Below are 17,012 nucleotides of genomic sequence, written 5' to 3'. Positions count from 1 at the left end.
TTGAGAGGGGTTATGTGCAGTTAGGGAGGGGTTACATCAGCGGCTGCAGGCAGCGGTAAAGCTCGCGGAAGGTGTTGCGTTGGGCGGTGTAATATTGATGCCGTTCGGTATCAGGCTCATGCACCTGCTCTAACGGCAATTCGGGCAGTAGGGTGCTCAATGACACGCCAGGGTTCAGCGCAATCTGTGCCAGACGCGCGGCACCTAATGCCGGGCCAACGTCACCACCGGTGCGGTATTCCAGCCGCTGGCCGCTGATATCCGCCAGCATCTGGCGCCAGAACGGGCTACGTGCGCCGCCGCCAATCAAGGTGATAGCCGTGGGTTGCAGGCCGCTGGCATGCAGCACGTCCATGCCATCTGCCAGTGCATAACCCACCCCTTCCAGCACCGCTCGTGCGAGATCGTTCGGCCCATGTTGATGAGTGAAGCCCCAGAAGGCCCCTTTGGCATTCGGGTTGTTGTGTGGCGTACGTTCGCCGGAAAGATAGGGCAAGAACCACAGCGGCGTTTCAGCAGGAGCAGCCTGCTCAACGTTACGCAGCAGGGTGGCAACGCTGTCGACATTAGTTAACTGGCAGGCCCAGTCCAGGCAGGACGCCGCGCTGAGCATCACCGACATCAGGTGCCAGGTCTGCGGCAGCGCATGGCAGAAGCTGTGTACCGCGCTGGCCGGGTTACTGAGGAAGCCGTCGCTGACGGCGAAGTAGACGCCAGAGGTTCCCAGCGACAGCATCGCCTGCCCGGCCTGATACAGCCCGACGCCGATCGCTCCGGCGGCATTGTCACCCCCGCCAGCCACCACCGGCACCGGTGCCATCCCCCAGCGTTGGGCCAGCTCGCTATGCACTTGCCCGGTGATCTGGTTGCCCTCAAACAGCGCAGGCATTTGCTCACGCGTCAGCTCGCAGGCATCAAGCATGGCATCGCTCCAGTCACGTTTGGCGACGTTCAGCCACATTGTCCCTGCGGCATCGGACATATCGCTGGCAAACTCGCCGGTGATGCACCAGCGCAGGTAATCCTTCGGCAATAACACCTTATCGATCTGCTGGAAAATCTGTGGTTCGTGCTCTTTGACCCACAATAGCTTGGGGGCGGTGAAGCCGGGCATCATCAGATTACCGGTGATTTCCCGTGAGCTAGGTACGGTTTGTTCCAGTGCCTGGCATTGCGCAAAGCTGCGGCCATCGTTCCACAGGATGGCGGGGCGCAATACCCGTTGCTGTTTATCCAGTAACGTTGCGCCATGCATTTGCCCGGTCAGGCCAATGGCTTTGACCTGTTGCAGGCTATGCTGTTTAGCTAATGCCAACATGGCGCGGTCGGTGGCTTGCCACCAATCTTGCGGGTCTTGTTCAGACCATAGGGGATGGGGGCGCGAGATGGGCAGTGGTTCGCTCTGGCTGGCCAGCAGCTGGCCTTGCTCGCCTAGCAGAATGACTTTCACGCCGGAAGTACCGAGATCGATTCCAATATACATGAGCACGGATCCTTTGAAGCGCGATGAGATGACCCACCGCGCCGTAGAGAGTTAGCCGAACAGGTAGCGGTTGACCAGGTTCTCCAGCTTTTCCTGATGCCCGCTGGCATGTTGTGGTGCCAGCACCTGTTGCTCGGCGTGCTGTGCCAGCGCTTCGAGCGACAGTTTCCCTTGCAGGATCTGTTGGCCCAGCTCACCGTTCCAACCGGCATAGCGTTTGGCAACCTGCTGATGTAGCTGACCATCTTCGATCATGCGGGCGGCCACTTTCAGCGCCAGCGCCATGGTGTCCATCGCGCCGATATGGCCGTAGAACAGATCATATTTGTCGGTACTTTGGCGGCGCACCTTCGAGTCAAAGTTCAGCCCGCCGGTAGTGAAGCCGCCGGCCTTGAGGATTTCGAACATCACCAGCGCGTTTTCTTCCACGCTGTTCGGGAACTGATCGGTATCCCAACCTAGCTGTGGATCGCCCCGGTTGGCATCGACCGAGCCGAAAATTCCCAGCGCGATGGCGGTGGCGATCTCGTGGTGGAACGAATGTCCGGCCAGCGTGGCGTGGTTGGCCTCGATGTTCACCTTGATCTCTTTTTCCAGGCCGAACTGTTTAAGGAAACCGTAAACGGTGGCGACGTCGTAATCGTACTGATGCTTGGTCGGCTCCTGGGGTTTGGGCTCGATCAGCAGTGTACCCTGGAAGCCGATCTTATGTTTGTGCTCAACCACCATCTGCATAAAGCGGCCAATCTGTTCACGCTCCTGACGCAGATCGGTATTGAGCAGGGTTTCATAGCCTTCACGCCCGCCCCACAGCACATAGTTTTCACCGCCCAGCTTGTGGGTGGCATTCATGGCCGTGAACACCTGAGTTGCTGCCCAACTGAAGACTTCCGGATCCGGGTTGGTCGCCGCCCCGGCACCGTAACGCGGATGGGTGAAGCAGTTGGCGGTACCCCATAGCAGCTTCACGCCGCTGCTTTGCTGTTTCTCTGCCAGCACGTCGGTCATGACCGCGAAGTTGTTCAGATACTCTTTTAGCGTGGCCCCTTCCGGCGATACGTCGATATCGTGGAAGCAGTAGTAAGGCACGTTCAGCTTATGGAAAAACTCGAACGCCACATCGGCCTTGCGTTTGGCCAGCTCCAGCGCTTCACCCGGCTGTTGCCAGGGACGATCGAAGGCCCCGATGCCGAACATGTCAGCCCCGTTCCAGCAGAAGGTGTGCCAGTAGCAGGCGGCGAAGCGCAGATGGTCGGCCATACGCTTGCCGAGGATGATTTCATCGGGGTTGTAGTGGCGGAAAGCCAACGGGTTATTGCTGCTGGTACCTTCGTAACGAACCTGTTCTAGCTGATCAAAATAGGATTGCATGAGTGACTCCTTGGTAACGGTGCCCGGCGTAAGGGATGCGGGATGCGCTCATCTTCGGAGTAAGTGGCGGAATGCTCAATTACGTTATTTCACACTTAAATTCACAGAATTATTAAATGTGCGCGGGATCTCATAATTCAACGAAGGGCCTGTTTTGCTGGTCTCGGGATATTTCACAGGTTTAAAACATGACCGCCATCATAAAATCAACATTAAACCAAAAACCGTAATTCACTGATGAAAATCTGTAATTGCTGAACATCGCATAAGCGACAACAATCCACGGGAAGTTTCGTGCTTTATCTCGTCACCTTTCAATTTTGCCGTTTGAAAGCGTATGGATAACTATTTCCCTACACAACTCAAGGGTTATAAAATGAAATTCAAACCACTCTTGCTTTCTGCTTGCGCATTGCTGCTACTGGCCAGCCAACCGGGCTACAGCCAACAGATTAAAATCGGTATGGCCATCGACGACCTGCGTCTGGAGCGTTGGCAAAAAGACCGCGATATCTTTGTCAAGAAAGCCAACACCCTGGGGGCCGATGTGTTTGTTCAGTCGGCCAATGGCAATGAAGAAACCCAAATGGCGCAGATCGAGAATATGATCAACCGCGGCGTCGATGTCCTGGTGATCATCCCCTATAACGGCCAAGTGCTGAGCAACGTGATCAGCGAGGCGAAACGCGAAGGCATCAAGGTCCTGGCTTATGACCGCATGATCAACAATGCCGATATCGATTTCTACATCTCGTTTGATAATGAGAAAGTGGGCGAGATGCAGGCGGAAAGCCTGGTGCAGCGCGTGCCGCAGGGCAACTATTTCCTGATGGGCGGCTCGCCGGTGGATAATAACGCCAAGCTGTTCCGCAAGGGGCAGATGACCGTGCTGCAACCGCTGATCGACAGCGGTAAGATCAAGATAGTGGGCGATCAGTGGGCCGACGGGTGGCTGCCGGAAAACGCGCTGAAGATTATGGAAAACGCCCTGACGGCCAACAATAACCATATCGATGCGGTAGTGGCCTCCAACGATGCCACCGCGGGTGGAGCCATTCAGGCACTGGCTGCGCAAGGGTTGGCGGGGAAGGTGGCGATCTCTGGCCAGGACGCCGATCTGGCGGCGGTAAAACGCATCGTGGCGGGCACCCAGACCATGACGGTCTATAAACCGATCAGCAAACTGGCCGACGAAGCGGCGGATATCGCCGTGCAACTGGGCAAAGGGGAACAACCCAAGTCCAACGCCAAATTAAATAATGGCAGTAAAGAGGTTTCGGCCTGGCTATTAACCCCAGTACAGGTGGATAAAACGAATATCGACAGTACGATTATTGCCGATGGTTTCCATAAGCAATCGGACCTTAATTAATGGCAACGCCATCTGGGGGGAGTGAATAATGCCCTGCCTGTTAGAAATGCGAAATATCACTAAACAATTCGGCGCAGTCAAAGCCGTGGATAATGTCAGCCTGCACTTGGAGGCGGGGCAGGTATTATCCTTGTGCGGTGAAAATGGCTCAGGAAAATCCACCTTGATGAAAGTGCTGTGCGGAATATATCCGCACGGCAGTTATCAGGGCGATATTTATTTTTCGGGCGAGATCGTTTCGGCGAAAACCATTCGCGATACCGAGCAGAAAGGTATCGCCATCATTCACCAGGAATTGGCCCTGGTGAAGCAGATGACGGTGCTGGAGAACCTGTTTCTCGGCAACGAGTGGGGCCGCTATGGGGTGATGGATTACGACAACATGTACCTGCGGTGCCAGCGCATGCTGGCACAGGTCAAGCTGGAGGTTGACCCCAATACCCGCGTGGGTGAACTGGGGTTGGGCCAACAGCAATTGGTGGAGATCGCCAAGGCCTTGAACAAACAGGTGCGCCTGTTGGTACTCGATGAGCCCACCGCCTCATTGACCGAAAGTGAAACCGCCACGTTGCTGGCGATCATTGCGGATCTGCGCGATCACGGGATCGCCTGTATCTACATTTCGCACAAGCTCAACGAGGTGAAAGCGATCTCGGACTTTATCTGCGTGATCCGCGATGGCAAGCACATTGGCACCCGGCCTGCGGCGGAGATGAGCGAGGACGATATCATCGCCATGATGGTTGGCCGTGAGCTGACCGAGCTGTATCCGCAGGAACCCCATACCATCGGCGAGGTGGTCCTGCAGGTGGAAAACCTCACTGCCTGGCACCCGGTCAACCGGCATATCCGCCGGGCCGATAATGTGTCTTTTACCCTGCGGCGTGGGGAGATCCTCGGCGTGGCCGGGCTGGTTGGCTCCGGGCGTACCGAAACCATGCAGTGCCTGTTTGGCGCCTATGCGGGTCGTTGGCAGGGCAATATCACCATTGCAGGGCAGGCGGCCACCATCACCAACTGCCGCGAGGCAATGCGATATGGCATCGCCATGGTGCCAGAAGACCGCAAGCGCGATGGCATTGTGCCGGTGATGGGCGTGGGAGCCAATATGACGTTGGCGGCGCTGGGGGATTTCAGTGGCGCATTGACGGTGCTGGATGATGCGCAGGAGCAGGCCACTATTCAACAATCGCTGGCACGGTTGCGGGTAAAAACGTCTTCTGCGGAACTGGCTATCGCGCGTCTCAGCGGGGGTAACCAGCAGAAAGCCATCCTGGCGAAGTGCCTGTTGCTGAACCCGCAAATCCTCATTCTGGATGAGCCAACGCGCGGCATTGATATCGGGGCCAAGCAAGAGATTTACAAACTGATCAATCAATTGGCACAACGGGGGCTCGCGGTGATTGTGGTGTCCTCCGAATTGCCGGAGGTGCTGGGGTTAAGCGATCGAGTATTGGTGATGCATCAGGGGCAGATCAAAGCTGATTTGGTGAACCGCGATCTGACCCAGGAACAGGTAATGGAAGCGGCCTTGAGGAGTGAAACACATGTTGAAAAGCACGCAATCTGAAGCCAGCCTGCCGCCAGTGGAGGCAAAAAAGCCGCCGTTCGGGCTGAAAACCGTCAACCTGCAGGTGTTCGTGATGCTGGCGGCGATCGCCGTCATCATGCTGTTCTTTACCTTTACCACCGAAGGGGCCTATCTCAGCGCCCGTAACATCTCCAACCTGCTGCGCCAGACGGCGATCACCGGCATTCTGGCGGTGGGCATGGTGTTCGTGATTATTTCGGCGGAGATCGACCTTTCCGTTGGCTCAATGATGGGGCTGTTGGGCGGCGCGGCGGCGATCTTTGACGTCTGGTTCGGCTGGCCGCTGCCGTTGACCATTGTGGTCACGCTGTTGGCGGGGCTGTTGCTGGGGGCGTGGAATGGCTGGTGGGTAGCCTATCGTAAAGTCCCTTCGTTTATCGTCACTCTGGCGGGGATGTTGGCGTTTCGCGGTATTCTGATCGGCATTACCAATGGCACCACCGTATCACCCACCAGCAATGCCATGTCACAGATTGGCCAGAGCTACCTGCCCAACGGAGTGGGTTTTGGCATTGGCGCGGTCGGCCTGATGCTGTTTGTGGCCTGGCAGTGGCGGCGGCGTAGTAGACGTACGCAACTGGGCTTGCCGGTAGCGGCAGCGAGCGGCGATGTCACCCGGCAGAGCATCATGGCAATCCTGGTATTAGGGGCGATTTACCTGCTGAACGACTATCGTGGGGTACCAACGCCGGTGCTGATCCTGACCGCATTGATGCTGGCAGGGATCTTTATGGCGTCGCGTACCGCCTTTGGCCGCCGTATTTATGCCATCGGCGGTAATATTGATGCCGCGCGGCTTTCCGGGGTTAACGTTGAGCGTACCAAGCTGGCGGTGTTTGCCATCAACGGCCTGATGGTGGCGATTGCCGGGCTGATCCTCAGTTCGCGCCTGGGGGCCGGTTCGCCTTCTGCCGGTAACATTGCCGAGCTGGATGCTATCGCCGCCTGCGTGATCGGCGGCACCAGCCTGGCGGGGGGGATTGGTAGCGTGGCGGGAGCGGTGATGGGGGCGTTTATCATGGCCTCATTGGATAACGGCATGAGCATGTTGGACGTGCCGACGTTCTGGCAATATATCGTCAAAGGCGCGATCCTGCTGCTGGCGGTGTGGATGGATTCCGCGACCAAACGCCGGGTCTAGGCGCGGCTTTACACTTGTAGCTGTGACCGTATTTATTGCTGGGGAGCCCCCATGTTTAAGAAGCGCTACCGTATTACGCTGCTGTTCAACGCCAATAAAGTGTATGACCGCCAGGTGGTGGAGGGCGTTGGGGAGTATTTACAGGCGTCGCAAAGTGATTGGGATATCTTTATCGAAGAGGATTTTCGCTGCCGCATCGATAATATCAAGGACTGGTTGGGGGACGGCGTGATCGCCGATTTCGACGACCGGAATATTGAGCAACTGTTGCGTAATGTCCAGGTGCCGCTGGTTGGCGTCGGGGGCTCTTATCATCGGGAGGCGGATTACCCGCCGGTGCATTACATCGCGACCGATAACCATGCGCTGGTGGAAGCGGCGTTTATGCACCTGAAAGAAAAAGGGCTGAACCGCTTTGCGTTCTATGGCCTGCCTGCCGAGGGGGGGAAGCGTTGGGCGCAGGAACGTGAACAGGCTTTCCGCCAGTTGGTGGCGGCGGAACAGTATCAAGGGGTGGTGTATCAGGGGATGGAAACCGCGCCGGAGAACTGGCAATACGCCCAGAATCGCCTGGCGGACTGGGTGCAGACTTTGCCCCAGCAGACCGGGATTATAGCCGTTACCGATGCGCGGGCGCGCCACCTGTTACAGGTGTGCGAGCACCTGGATATTCCCGTGCCGGAAAAACTCTGTGTGATTGGCATAGATAACGAAGAGCTGACGCGCTATCTGTCGCGCGTGGCGTTGTCGTCGGTGGTGCAGGGGACGCGCCAGATGGGCTATCGTGCCGCCAAGCTGTTACATCAACTGCTTGATCAGCGTGATCTGCCGCTACAGCGTATTCTGGTGCCGCCGGTGAAGGTGATTGAACGGCGGTCTACCGATTTCCGTTCACTGCGCGACCCGGCGGTGATCCAGGCCATGCACTATATCCGTTACCATGCCTGCAAGGGGATCAAGGTGGAGCAGGTACTGGATGCGGTGGGCATGTCCCGTTCCAATCTGGAAAAGCGCTTCAAGGATGAAACCGGCCAGACGATCCATAACGCCATCCATCAAGAAAAGCTCGATCGCGCCCGCAATTTACTCACCGCGACCTCATTGCCCATCAATGAAATTTCCCAGATGTGTGGCTACCCATCGTTGCAGTACTTCTATTCGGTGTTCAAGAAAGGCTATGACATGACGCCCAAAGAGTGCCGCGACCGTTTTGGGGAGGTCGGCTATTGAAACCGCAGTGCGGTCACTGTTGGTCACGCGGCACATAATATTTCTGTCATTACGGCTCCCTATAGTGGCGTTGCTTTTTACCTTTGGGCAAAACCATTATCAGGGAGTACATAATATGCATAATTTACCATCCCGCCTGGCACTGCTGGCCAGTTGCCTGGCATTCAGCACCACGCTATGGGCGCAGGCTCAGGAAGTCCCCGCCGTGCTGGCCGGGCACGCCGTATTACCGGTGAAGTCCAGCGTCACTGCCCCCCAGGATGCACCAACCGATCTGCAACAGAGTGGTAAATACACCAGTGGCAAACGCATCACCGAACTGGGTAGCGTAGCGGGGAAATCTGCCGATCGGCTGACCGGTATCGGGCTACCCATCAATGGCCAGCCGCTGCAGGGGCATTCCGGTATCAAACACATGCCGGATGGCACCTACTGGGTGCTGACCGACAACGGCTTTGGCAGCAAGGCCAACTCGCCGGACGCCATGCTGTATCTCAACCATTACCGTATCGATTTCAAGGAAGGCACGGTAACGCCGCTAAAAACGCTGTTCCTGCACGATCCCGATAAAAAAGTCCCGTTCCATATCGTCAATGAAAGCAGCGATAAACGTTACCTGACCGGCAGCGATTTCGACCCGGAAAGCTTCCAGTTTGCCGACGATGCCCTATGGATCGGCGATGAATTCGGCCCTTACCTGATTAAAGCGGATCTGAACGGCAAGGTACTGGCGGTATTTGATACCCAGGTTGACGGCAAGGTAGTGAAATCGCCGGATAACCCGACGCTGACGCTGCCAGGTGCGCCGGATGGCAAGCAGAACTTCCAGGTGGCGCGCTCCAAGGGCTTTGAAGGAATGGCGGTGTCACCAGACGGTAGTAAGCTGTATCCCCTGCTGGAAGGGGCGCTGTGGGACGGCGAACAGTTTGAGAACGTGGCGGGTAAACGCTACCTGCGGGTGCTGGAGTTTGACGTCAAACAGCAGGCATGGACTGGCCGCATCTGGCAGTATGTGTTGGAAGACAATCAGAACGCCATCGGTGATTTCAATATGATCGACGCCAATCATGGCCTGGTAATCGAACGTGATAATGGTGAAGGCACAGCCGATAAAGCCTGTGCGGCAGGCGCGCCAACGGATAACTGCTTCAACCAGATCGCCAAATTCAAACGGGTCTACAAAATAGCGTTTTCCGACGCCAACGTCGGCAAACCGGTAGAAAAACTGGCGTATATCGATTTGCTGAACATTCAGGACCCGCAGAAGCTGGCGCGTAAACCGCTGAATAACGGCGTGCTGACCTTCCCGTTCTTCACGATCGAGAATGTCGACGTGGTGGATGGCAGCCATATCATCGTGGGGAACGACAATAACTTCCCGTTCTCTTCCAGCCGTGAACCCAACGTGGCGGATGATAACGAATTTATTTTGCTGGATGTGAAAGCCCTGCTACAACCGTAAAATTCTCATTTATCGCCAAGCCTTCTCCTGATGGGGTGAAGGCTTTTTTATTCCGGTGATGAAGGAATATGTTAAGTGACTCGGTTTTGGTGGGGGCATAGTAGATATAGGACGCGGTCATTTTCAGGTAAGTATATTAATAAAACGTTACTTTCAATCTTGCCGCTTCAGGTTGGCTTTCTGGTAGTCTGCTCTGGGCGTTTTACACTATGTCGCCATTTGTATTGTGAATAATGGCACCAAGGATTGAAGGTGGGAAAATGTCTCGTGTCAGTACCGAAAGTATTATTGCGAAATTAAATTCGTTAGCTATTGCTATTCCTTTGGAGATCTTGATTGCGTGGGAGTCTAGTGATGAGGCTTGGTGTTTAAAGGACGTGCATAAAAAGCCGGTGTATGCCAATGCCAGATATGGCCTGTTACTGAAACCGGAAGGAAATGGGAGACCTTCTGCACTGGCCCCTTTTAAGCCCTTTATCTCAATCCATGACCAACGCGTTATTGATGAGGTGAGGAAGATTGAGGCAGTAGGGATCCTCCCTATTGATAGCAAACGCATATTCAGCGTGTTTTATTGTGAACGCATGCCCTACTACGACAAACAGGCTCATTGCTCCGGTATTATCAGCCATATCAAGCCACTGCACTCCATCACACCGCGTTTTTTTGTCTCTGGTGATGGCATCGGTAAATTAACCGTTGCTTGTCCCTCCGAGATTTTATCCGCTAAGGAATGGGTCGTGGCTTTTCTGTTGTTACAAGGCATGGCGGAGAAGGAGATTGCCGGTATTCTCAACAGAACGCTGAGAACGGTAAAGTTCCATAAAAGTAACATTCTGGCGAAAGTCCATTGTGAAACCACACGGGAGTTTATATTTTTTGCCAGAAAGCAGCAATGGCAATTCTATATCCCACCGTTATTTTCTAAACCCTGTTATATCATCCGCTAATCATCTCACTACAAAACTGTACCTTTGGTACAGTTTATTGTTTGTACTTCAAGAGTATGCTCGCTTTCATCATCTGGCATCCCAGTTGATATCTCAATGACATGGATGAGAAGAGGTCATACAATGAGTTATGCAAGCAATCTTGATTTTCCAATATTAATTGTTTCTGTACGCGATAATAAAATACAGGTCGATGATAGCTATCATGCGATAAAGGAGGTGCTGGCATTAAATAACTACCATTTTATCCACGCGGAAACCAATGAGACGGCCCTGGCGATGGCCAGAAAAGAAGCGGGTATCGGTTGTATCATTATTAATGAGTGTGATGGGGCGAACCTGGGTGAGGGGTCTCCCATTATCAAGGAGATTATTCGTGTGATCCGCGCTAAAAACAGCCGGGTGCCTATCTTCTTTTCGTCAAGTGTGCCTTTGTTAGGGCGTTTATCGACGGAGGTGATTCAAGAGATCCATGAGTACATCAATATCAGCGAAGATACGCCCAAGTTTATTGCTGGCCGCATTCATCTGGCTATACGTCAGTATGTTGAGAACCTGCTGCCGCCTTACTTCGCCGCGCTAAAAAGTTACGCGTTAGACAGCCCTTACTATTGGGATTGCCCGGGGCATCAAGGGGGCGTTGCCTATCTTAAGCACCCGGTAGGCCGTGAGTTTATCAATTACTTTGGCGAAAACCTGATGCGGGCAGACATCGGCATCTCTACGCCGGAAATGGGGGACTGGCTTGAACACAAGGGAGCGCCGGGCGAATCGGAAACGCGAGCTGCCAAACTGTTTGGCGCGGACAAAACCTTCTATGTGACAGGGGGCTCTTCCCAGTCTAACCAGATAGTGGGCCACTCAATTGATTTAAAAGATAAAATCATCCTGGTTGACCGCAATTGCCACAAGTCCGTTAACCATGAGCTGACCATCACCCAGGCTAAACCCGTCTATTTCCAACCTGCGCGTAATGGGCTCGGCATTATTGGCTTGATCTCTCCCGATCAGTTTGAAGCCAGAGCGATCCAGCAAAAAATTGATGACAGCGTGCTGGCTTATCAGGCAGAAGACCGCTGCCCCGCCTATGCCATCATCACTAACTGTACTTACGACGGTCTGATTTATGACGTCACCGCCGTTACCCAAACGCTGGCCAAGTCGGTACCCCGGATCAAATTTGATGAAGCCTGGTATGCCTATGCGAAATTCCATCCCCTCTATCAGGGGAGGTTCGCCATGGATGTCCCTGAAGATAAAGACAACGGCCCAACGCTGTATGCCGTGCAATCGACACACAAGATGCTGGCGGCCTTTTCTTCAGCCTCGATGATACATATCCGCAATTCCAAGCGTGCGCCGGTGGATTACGACATTTTCAACCAGGCTTTTATGATGCACGGCACCACGTCACCGTTCTATCCGATTATTGCCTCGATGGATGTGGCGACCGCCATGATGGAGGGGCAAGCCGGTAAGACATTGGTCGATGAAGCTATTCACGACGCTATCAGCTTCCGCAAGACGCTGGTGACCGTCGCAGACAAGCTCAAAGCGGAAAAAAGTGACAAGGGATGGTTCTTCGATGTCTGGCAGCCGAGCACGTTGCTGCAGGAGGGCAAAAAGGTTCCCTTCACCCAGGTTGCCGACGAGGTGCTAGCCAACGATCCCACCTGCTGGCAGCTGCGAGCGGGAGAGGCATGGCACGGCTTCGGCGATTTGCCGGAAGGTTATGCGATGTTGGATCCCATCAAGGTCACCATTACCTGCCCTGGGCTGAACGCGCAAGGAAAGATGAATGTTTTCGGCATCCCCGCGCCGGTAGTGGCAAAATTCCTGGATACCCAGCGTATTATCCCGGCCCGCAACGGCGACTACACCATTCTGGTATTATTTGCATTGGGTTCTACCCAGGGCAAATGGAATACCCTGATCGACATGCTGATGATATTTAAACATCACTATGACGAGAATACCCCGCTGACCTCGGTGCTTCCGCAGGTTGCGGCCAGCTCCCCCGTCTATCGCAACATGGGCATCGGTGATTTATGCCGGTCGATCCATCAGGCCAATATCGAGCTGAAAATTGCCGAGCTTTTGGAGCTTGCCTGTTTTGCAGAGGCCATCCCCGTTCTTACCCCCTCCCAGGCCTATCAATGCCTGATCTCCGACCAAACCGAGCAGGTCAAGGCTGCCGACATAAACAACCGCACGCTGGGCGTGATGATAACCCCTTACCCACCGGGCATTCCGCTCATCATGCCGGGTGAAAAGGTGACGTCAGAATCACGGGCCATCGTCGATTACCTGGTGGCCTTGCAGACCTTCGGCCAGCGCTTCCCCGGCTTTGAACATGAACTGCAGGGGGTGGAAGTGGATGAGAACGGCACTTATTGGGTGCGGTGCATAAAAGAAACGCCTGCCAGCGCTGCCGACAAGGTTCCTGTTTCCACCATGCGTTAATCAGCCTGCGCATTATCCCCATGGGTGCGATCAGCACCCTCTTCAAGATTCGTATCAACGCAATAATGATGGGAAATATCATGGCTTCTGTTAATACTGCCTCCGTAAAAAAAATGGGGCTGGTCGCCCTGACGTTGGTGACTGCCTCGAACATGATGGGATCCGGGGTCTTTATGCTGCCAACCAATCTGGCAGGCATCGGGTCTATCTCTTTATTTGGCTGGGTGATTACCATTGTCGGCGTGATTGCCTTGGCGCTGGTGTTTGCCAAGAACAGCATGGTGACACCGCGTGATGGCGGCATTATTGCCTATGCCAGCGACGCGTTTGGGCCATTTATTGGCTTTCAGACCACCATCTGTTACTGGATCAGCGCCTGGGTGGGTAACGTGGCGCTGCTGGTGGCGGGTGTGGGTTACCTGAGCTATTTCTTCCCCATTCTCAAAGATCCGCTTGTCAGCTCTATCACCGCCATTGTTATCCTCTGGGGGTTTATCGCTCTGGCTTCTTTGGGGGCAAGGGTGGCCGGGCGCTCCCAATCATTCACCGCCTGCTGCATGCTAGTGGTGGTATTGGGCATCGGTTTTATTGGCTGGTTCTGGTTCAAACCCGCGTTGTTCACTGAAGTTTATAATGGCACCAAGGGTAGCGACGCTTCGGCAATCCTCTCCGCCGCATCTTTGGCTTTGTGGGGCTTCCTGGGTGTGGAATCCGCAGTGGTGTCCAGCGGACAGGTGGAAAACCCCGAATCCACCGTGCCCAAGGCGACGGTATTGGGGTTGCTGATTGCCGCCGTGTGTTATGTCACCAGTTGTTCGGTGATTATGGGATTGGTACCACATAGTGAATTGGTGAATTCCGCCGCTCCCTTTGCCGACGCCGCTCGTTATATGTTTGGCGAATTTGCCGGGGAAGTGGTTTCCGCACTGAGCATTATCGCCTGTTTCGGCTCGATCTCTGGCTGGCTGATCTTGCAGTCTGAAGCCCCAAAAGCTGGCGCGAAGCAGGGGCTATTCCCGAAATTCTTTGCCGTGGTGAACAAAAACGATGTACCGATGAAGGGGCTGATTTTTACCGGCGTGCTGATGACCGTGGTATTACTGACCACGGCTTCGCCTAATCTGGCAAAACAGTTTCAGGTGATTGTGCTGATGTCGGTGTTTGCCTCTTTACTGCCCTATATCTATGCGCTGGTCGCGCTACCGATCATCATGGTGGCCAAATCCTTGAATAAGGGCGGGGCCTTCATTTTCTACTGCACGTTGGCGGTGATTGGCATTCTCTACAGTCTGTTTGCCCTGTTCGGATCGGGAGGCAATGCCATGTTCTGGGGGGTATTGATGATGATGCTCACCATCCCGCTATATGCACTGGTTGCGGCAAAACGCAGCAAAAGCGGGATCAAAACACTGTACCTGGATAGCGAGGAGTAGCCGTAAAAAACAGAAAGCGCGGTAACAATTTTCGCTTTCGGCATCGGAGCCGGAAAACGCAAACTGTGCCGCGCCTAGTTAGCAGCAGTAGCGATTAATGCACTGCCTGTGGGGCTTGCCAGTTTTCGTGATAGATATGTACGGCTTGCTCTTGCGTGGTAGTGCGATCGCCGGTCAGGCGGTAGGCCACGGTGAAGGCAAAATCAAACGCGGCCCCCAACCCTTGGCCACTGATCAGATTGCCATCTTCCACAACCCTTTCAGCCACGTAGGTACCATCTTCGATCTCCTGATGCAGATCGCCAGAACAGACATAGCGGCGGCCTTGCAGCAGTTTGTTGGCAGCCAGCACGCGAGCGGCGGCAGAACACAGTGGGCAGATCAGCTTGGCAGCACGATCGTGGCGGCGGATAAACTCCACGACCAGCTCGTTTTCCGCCATTGCGGCAGTAGCCTGCGGCCCACCGGGGATCACCACGGCATCGTACAGTTGGTCCATGCGGCGTTCCAACAGAGCATCGGCAAACATACGTATCTGGTGATAGCTGCGCAGCTCCAGCCTATCCTGGCAGGACAGCAGCTCTACCTCTATCTCCATACGACGTAACACGTCGATCACGATAACCGCCTCGGCCTCTTCAAATCCTTCGCTCAGCAGGACGGCAACTTTCTTGGTCATAGCATCTCCAGCAATGTACGGGTTAATAACCCGGGCTCGGCTAGGGTAGCAGATAAAAGGCGGGAGTTTTGTGCGGGAGAGCAAGTGTAAGAAGGGGATCGCGGAAACTTGAATTCCCTCTTAGCAGCTAGGGGGATTCGCGCTATAATCTGCGACTTGCTTCCTGTATCCAGAGGAAGATCCTCGTCCCCGGTGGGGCGGCTGGACTTCAAATCCAGTTGGGGCCGCCAGCGGTCCTGGGCAGGTTCGACTCCTGTGATCTTCCGCCACTCGATGTCTCTCAAACTCTCCTGAATTCAACTAAAACCCCGTGTATACTGGCTTTGAGCCATAATTTTGTCTACAGAGTTCAACCGAACTCAACCCACATCAAGTGATATCTGGGGGTCCTTTAGGGGGTTTAAAAAAGTATGCTATTTTCTGGCACCCCCGTAGGCATGTTGTAACCCCTTTTTATCTGGTTTGGCAGCACCTCGCTTGAGGTCACTGCCCATATCTATCAATGGAGATGCTATGCCACTAACGGACATAAAAGTGAAAACGGCCAAGCCGATGGAGAAAGCCTACAAGTTGGCTGACGGCGGTGGCATGTATCTGCTGGTCAAACCTAATGGCTCAAAGTACTGGCGCTTGAAGTACCGCTTTGCTGGTAAAGAGAAGATGCTTTCTATCGGCGTGTATCCCGATGTCTCATTGGCTGACGCGCGAGAGAAAAGAAAGGATGCACGCAAAACGTTAGCTTCTGGTGGTGATCCTGGTGAAGTGAAGAAGGCTGAAAAGCTGTCGCAAAAGCTTTCTATCGCAAACACCTTCGAAGCTATCGCACGAGAATGGCATCAGCATAAGGCCGACCGTTGGTCGTTACGCTACCGTGAGGAAATTATCGATACCTTCGAGAAAGACATTTTCCCGCATATCGGCAAACGTCCTATTGCTGAAATCAAGCCGATGGAGTTGCTGGAAACGTTACGACGGATGGAGAAACGTGGGGCGTTGGAAAAAATGCGTAAGGTACGGCAGCGCTGCGGGGAGGTTTTCCGCTACGCCATTGTTACCGGGCGTGCTGAGTACAACCCCGCGCCTGATTTGGCGACAGCATTGGCAACACCGAAAAAGACGAATTTCCCTTTTCTTAGCGTTGAAGAGCTACCTCATTTCCTCAAAGATCTCGCTGGGTACACCGGTAGCATCATCACCAAAACTGCAACGCAAATCATCATGCTGACAGGGGTTCGTACTCAGGAGCTGCGTTTTGCTCGTTGGCAGGATATCGACTTCGAGAAACGGCTTTGGGAAGTCCCCCCTGAAGTGATGAAGATGAAGCGGCCCCACATCGTTCCGTTGTCTGAGCAGGTAGTGAATTTGTTCTTGTCACTGAAACCTATCTCGGGTGCGTACCCATTGGTGTTCATTGGTAGAAATGACCGGACGAAGCCGATTTCAAAGGAAAGTGTTAACCAGGTGATTGAGCTGCTTGGGTACAAGGGAAGGCTGACGGGCCACGGCTTCCGCCACACGATGAGCACGATTTTACATGAGAAGGGCTATAACTCGGCTTGGATTGAGACGCAGCTTGCTCATGTGGATAAGAATGCCATTCGTGGAGCCTACAACCATGCGCAATATCTGGATGGCAGGCGGGAGATGATGCAGTGGTATGCGGATTACCTTGAATCACTGGCAACTGAAACTGTTGTACAGGGGGCGTTTGATAAGATGGCATGACGACACTCATACGTCCCAGGTGCGAATTGCATTGATTTATAAGCCGAATAACTACTAAGCGTACATATACCATTACCTAATATCAGGCATCCGTTCATCAACGTTCGGATGC

12 protein-coding genes and 1 tRNA gene are annotated in these 17,012 nt (G+C 54.2%); 10 read left to right on the top strand and 3 right to left on the bottom strand.

The genetic code is table 11. The features are described 5' to 3' along the window. Positions 1-31: 31 nt before the first annotated feature. Positions 32-1,483, bottom strand: a complete 1,452-nt coding sequence (gene xylB / locus ACKWMY_RS22925) for a xylulokinase (protein ID WP_409487115.1) — start codon at positions 1,481-1,483, stop codon at positions 32-34. A gap of 51 nt (positions 1,484-1,534) precedes the next feature. Then, complete coding sequence (gene xylA / locus ACKWMY_RS22920) at positions 1,535-2,854, bottom strand: xylose isomerase (RefSeq protein WP_074030879.1); 1,320 nt, start codon at positions 2,852-2,854, stop codon at positions 1,535-1,537. Between the two features lie 376 nt (positions 2,855-3,230). On the opposite strand from xylA, the gene xylF reads away from it, so the two are divergent. From xylF to ACKWMY_RS22880, 8 genes are all read left to right on the top strand, one after another. After that, positions 3,231-4,226 (top strand): D-xylose ABC transporter substrate-binding protein, encoded by a 996-nt coding sequence (gene xylF / locus ACKWMY_RS22915; protein ID WP_409487114.1) that lies wholly within the window; start codon positions 3,231-3,233, stop codon positions 4,224-4,226. 28 nt (positions 4,227-4,254) lie between these two features. After that, on the top strand, positions 4,255-5,796 hold the full coding sequence (locus ACKWMY_RS22910; RefSeq protein ID WP_074030881.1) for a xylose ABC transporter ATP-binding protein: 1,542 nt from the start codon (positions 4,255-4,257) through the stop codon (positions 5,794-5,796). Beyond that, positions 5,774-6,958, top strand: coding sequence for a xylose ABC transporter permease XylH (gene xylH, locus ACKWMY_RS22905; RefSeq protein WP_024527305.1), 1,185 nt, complete (start codon positions 5,774-5,776; stop codon positions 6,956-6,958). The genes ACKWMY_RS22910 and xylH overlap by 23 nt, the downstream gene beginning before the upstream one ends. A gap of 51 nt (positions 6,959-7,009) precedes the next feature. Then, on the top strand, positions 7,010-8,188 hold the full coding sequence (gene xylR / locus ACKWMY_RS22900; protein ID WP_024527304.1) for a D-xylose utilization transcriptional activator XylR: 1,179 nt from the start codon (positions 7,010-7,012) through the stop codon (positions 8,186-8,188). A gap of 115 nt (positions 8,189-8,303) precedes the next feature. Then, on the top strand, positions 8,304-9,650 hold the full coding sequence (locus ACKWMY_RS22895) for an esterase-like activity of phytase family protein (protein ID WP_409487113.1): 1,347 nt from the start codon (positions 8,304-8,306) through the stop codon (positions 9,648-9,650). A gap of 260 nt (positions 9,651-9,910) precedes the next feature. Next, positions 9,911-10,600 carry a helix-turn-helix domain-containing protein gene (locus ACKWMY_RS22890; RefSeq protein ID WP_029710806.1) on the top strand — a complete coding sequence of 230 codons (690 nt, stop codon included), beginning with the start codon at positions 9,911-9,913 and terminating at the stop codon, positions 10,598-10,600. A gap of 123 nt (positions 10,601-10,723) precedes the next feature. Continuing rightward, positions 10,724-13,063: an Orn/Lys/Arg decarboxylase N-terminal domain-containing protein gene (locus ACKWMY_RS22885; protein WP_409487112.1), complete on the top strand. Its 2,340-nt coding sequence runs from the start codon at positions 10,724-10,726 to the stop codon at positions 13,061-13,063. An 80-nt stretch (positions 13,064-13,143) separates the two neighbouring features. Beyond that, complete coding sequence (locus tag ACKWMY_RS22880; RefSeq protein ID WP_211134892.1) at positions 13,144-14,496, top strand: amino acid permease; 1,353 nt, start codon at positions 13,144-13,146, stop codon at positions 14,494-14,496. A gap of 94 nt (positions 14,497-14,590) precedes the next feature. On the opposite strand, the gene ACKWMY_RS22875 is transcribed toward ACKWMY_RS22880, so the two are convergent. Then, entirely contained in the window at positions 14,591-15,175 is a 585-nt protein-coding gene (locus ACKWMY_RS22875) for a DJ-1/PfpI family protein (protein WP_021181316.1), read from the bottom strand. Between the two features lie 174 nt (positions 15,176-15,349). On the opposite strand from ACKWMY_RS22875, the gene ACKWMY_RS22870 reads away from it, so the two are divergent. Together ACKWMY_RS22870 and ACKWMY_RS22865 are read left to right on the top strand one after the other, a co-directional pair. Continuing rightward, positions 15,350-15,444, top strand: a tRNA-Sec gene (locus tag ACKWMY_RS22870). Positions 15,445-15,688: 244 nt separating this feature from the next. Then, positions 15,689-16,900 (top strand): tyrosine-type recombinase/integrase, encoded by a 1,212-nt coding sequence (locus ACKWMY_RS22865; RefSeq protein WP_409487111.1) that lies wholly within the window; start codon positions 15,689-15,691, stop codon positions 16,898-16,900. Positions 16,901-17,012: the final 112 nt, after the last annotated feature.

This window comes from Serratia sp. J2 (assembly GCF_046269175.1).
GTDB lineage: Bacteria > Pseudomonadota > Gammaproteobacteria > Enterobacterales > Enterobacteriaceae > Chania > Chania fonticola_C.
This window is presented reverse-complemented; position numbering and strand designations above follow the sequence as displayed.

Excerpts from the sequence above, each read along its gene's own strand:
- xylB (WP_409487115.1), bottom strand. The coding sequence starts at position 1,483 with ATGTATATTGGAATCGATCTCGGTACTTCCGGCGTGAAAGTCATTCTG.
- xylA (WP_074030879.1), bottom strand. The coding sequence starts at position 2,854 with ATGCAATCCTATTTTGATCAGCTAGAACAGGTTCGTTACGAAGGTACC.
- xylF (WP_409487114.1), top strand. The coding sequence starts at position 3,231 with ATGAAATTCAAACCACTCTTGCTTTCTGCTTGCGCATTGCTGCTACTG.
- ACKWMY_RS22910 (WP_074030881.1), top strand. The coding sequence starts at position 4,255 with ATGCCCTGCCTGTTAGAAATGCGAAATATCACTAAACAATTCGGCGCA.
- xylH (WP_024527305.1), top strand. The coding sequence starts at position 5,774 with ATGTTGAAAAGCACGCAATCTGAAGCCAGCCTGCCGCCAGTGGAGGCA.
- xylR (WP_024527304.1), top strand. The coding sequence starts at position 7,010 with ATGTTTAAGAAGCGCTACCGTATTACGCTGCTGTTCAACGCCAATAAA.
- ACKWMY_RS22895 (WP_409487113.1), top strand. The coding sequence starts at position 8,304 with ATGCATAATTTACCATCCCGCCTGGCACTGCTGGCCAGTTGCCTGGCA.
- ACKWMY_RS22890 (WP_029710806.1), top strand. The coding sequence starts at position 9,911 with ATGTCTCGTGTCAGTACCGAAAGTATTATTGCGAAATTAAATTCGTTA.
- ACKWMY_RS22885 (WP_409487112.1), top strand. The coding sequence starts at position 10,724 with ATGAGTTATGCAAGCAATCTTGATTTTCCAATATTAATTGTTTCTGTA.
- ACKWMY_RS22880 (WP_211134892.1), top strand. The coding sequence starts at position 13,144 with ATGGCTTCTGTTAATACTGCCTCCGTAAAAAAAATGGGGCTGGTCGCC.
- ACKWMY_RS22875 (WP_021181316.1), bottom strand. The coding sequence starts at position 15,175 with ATGACCAAGAAAGTTGCCGTCCTGCTGAGCGAAGGATTTGAAGAGGCC.
- ACKWMY_RS22865 (WP_409487111.1), top strand. The coding sequence starts at position 15,689 with ATGCCACTAACGGACATAAAAGTGAAAACGGCCAAGCCGATGGAGAAA.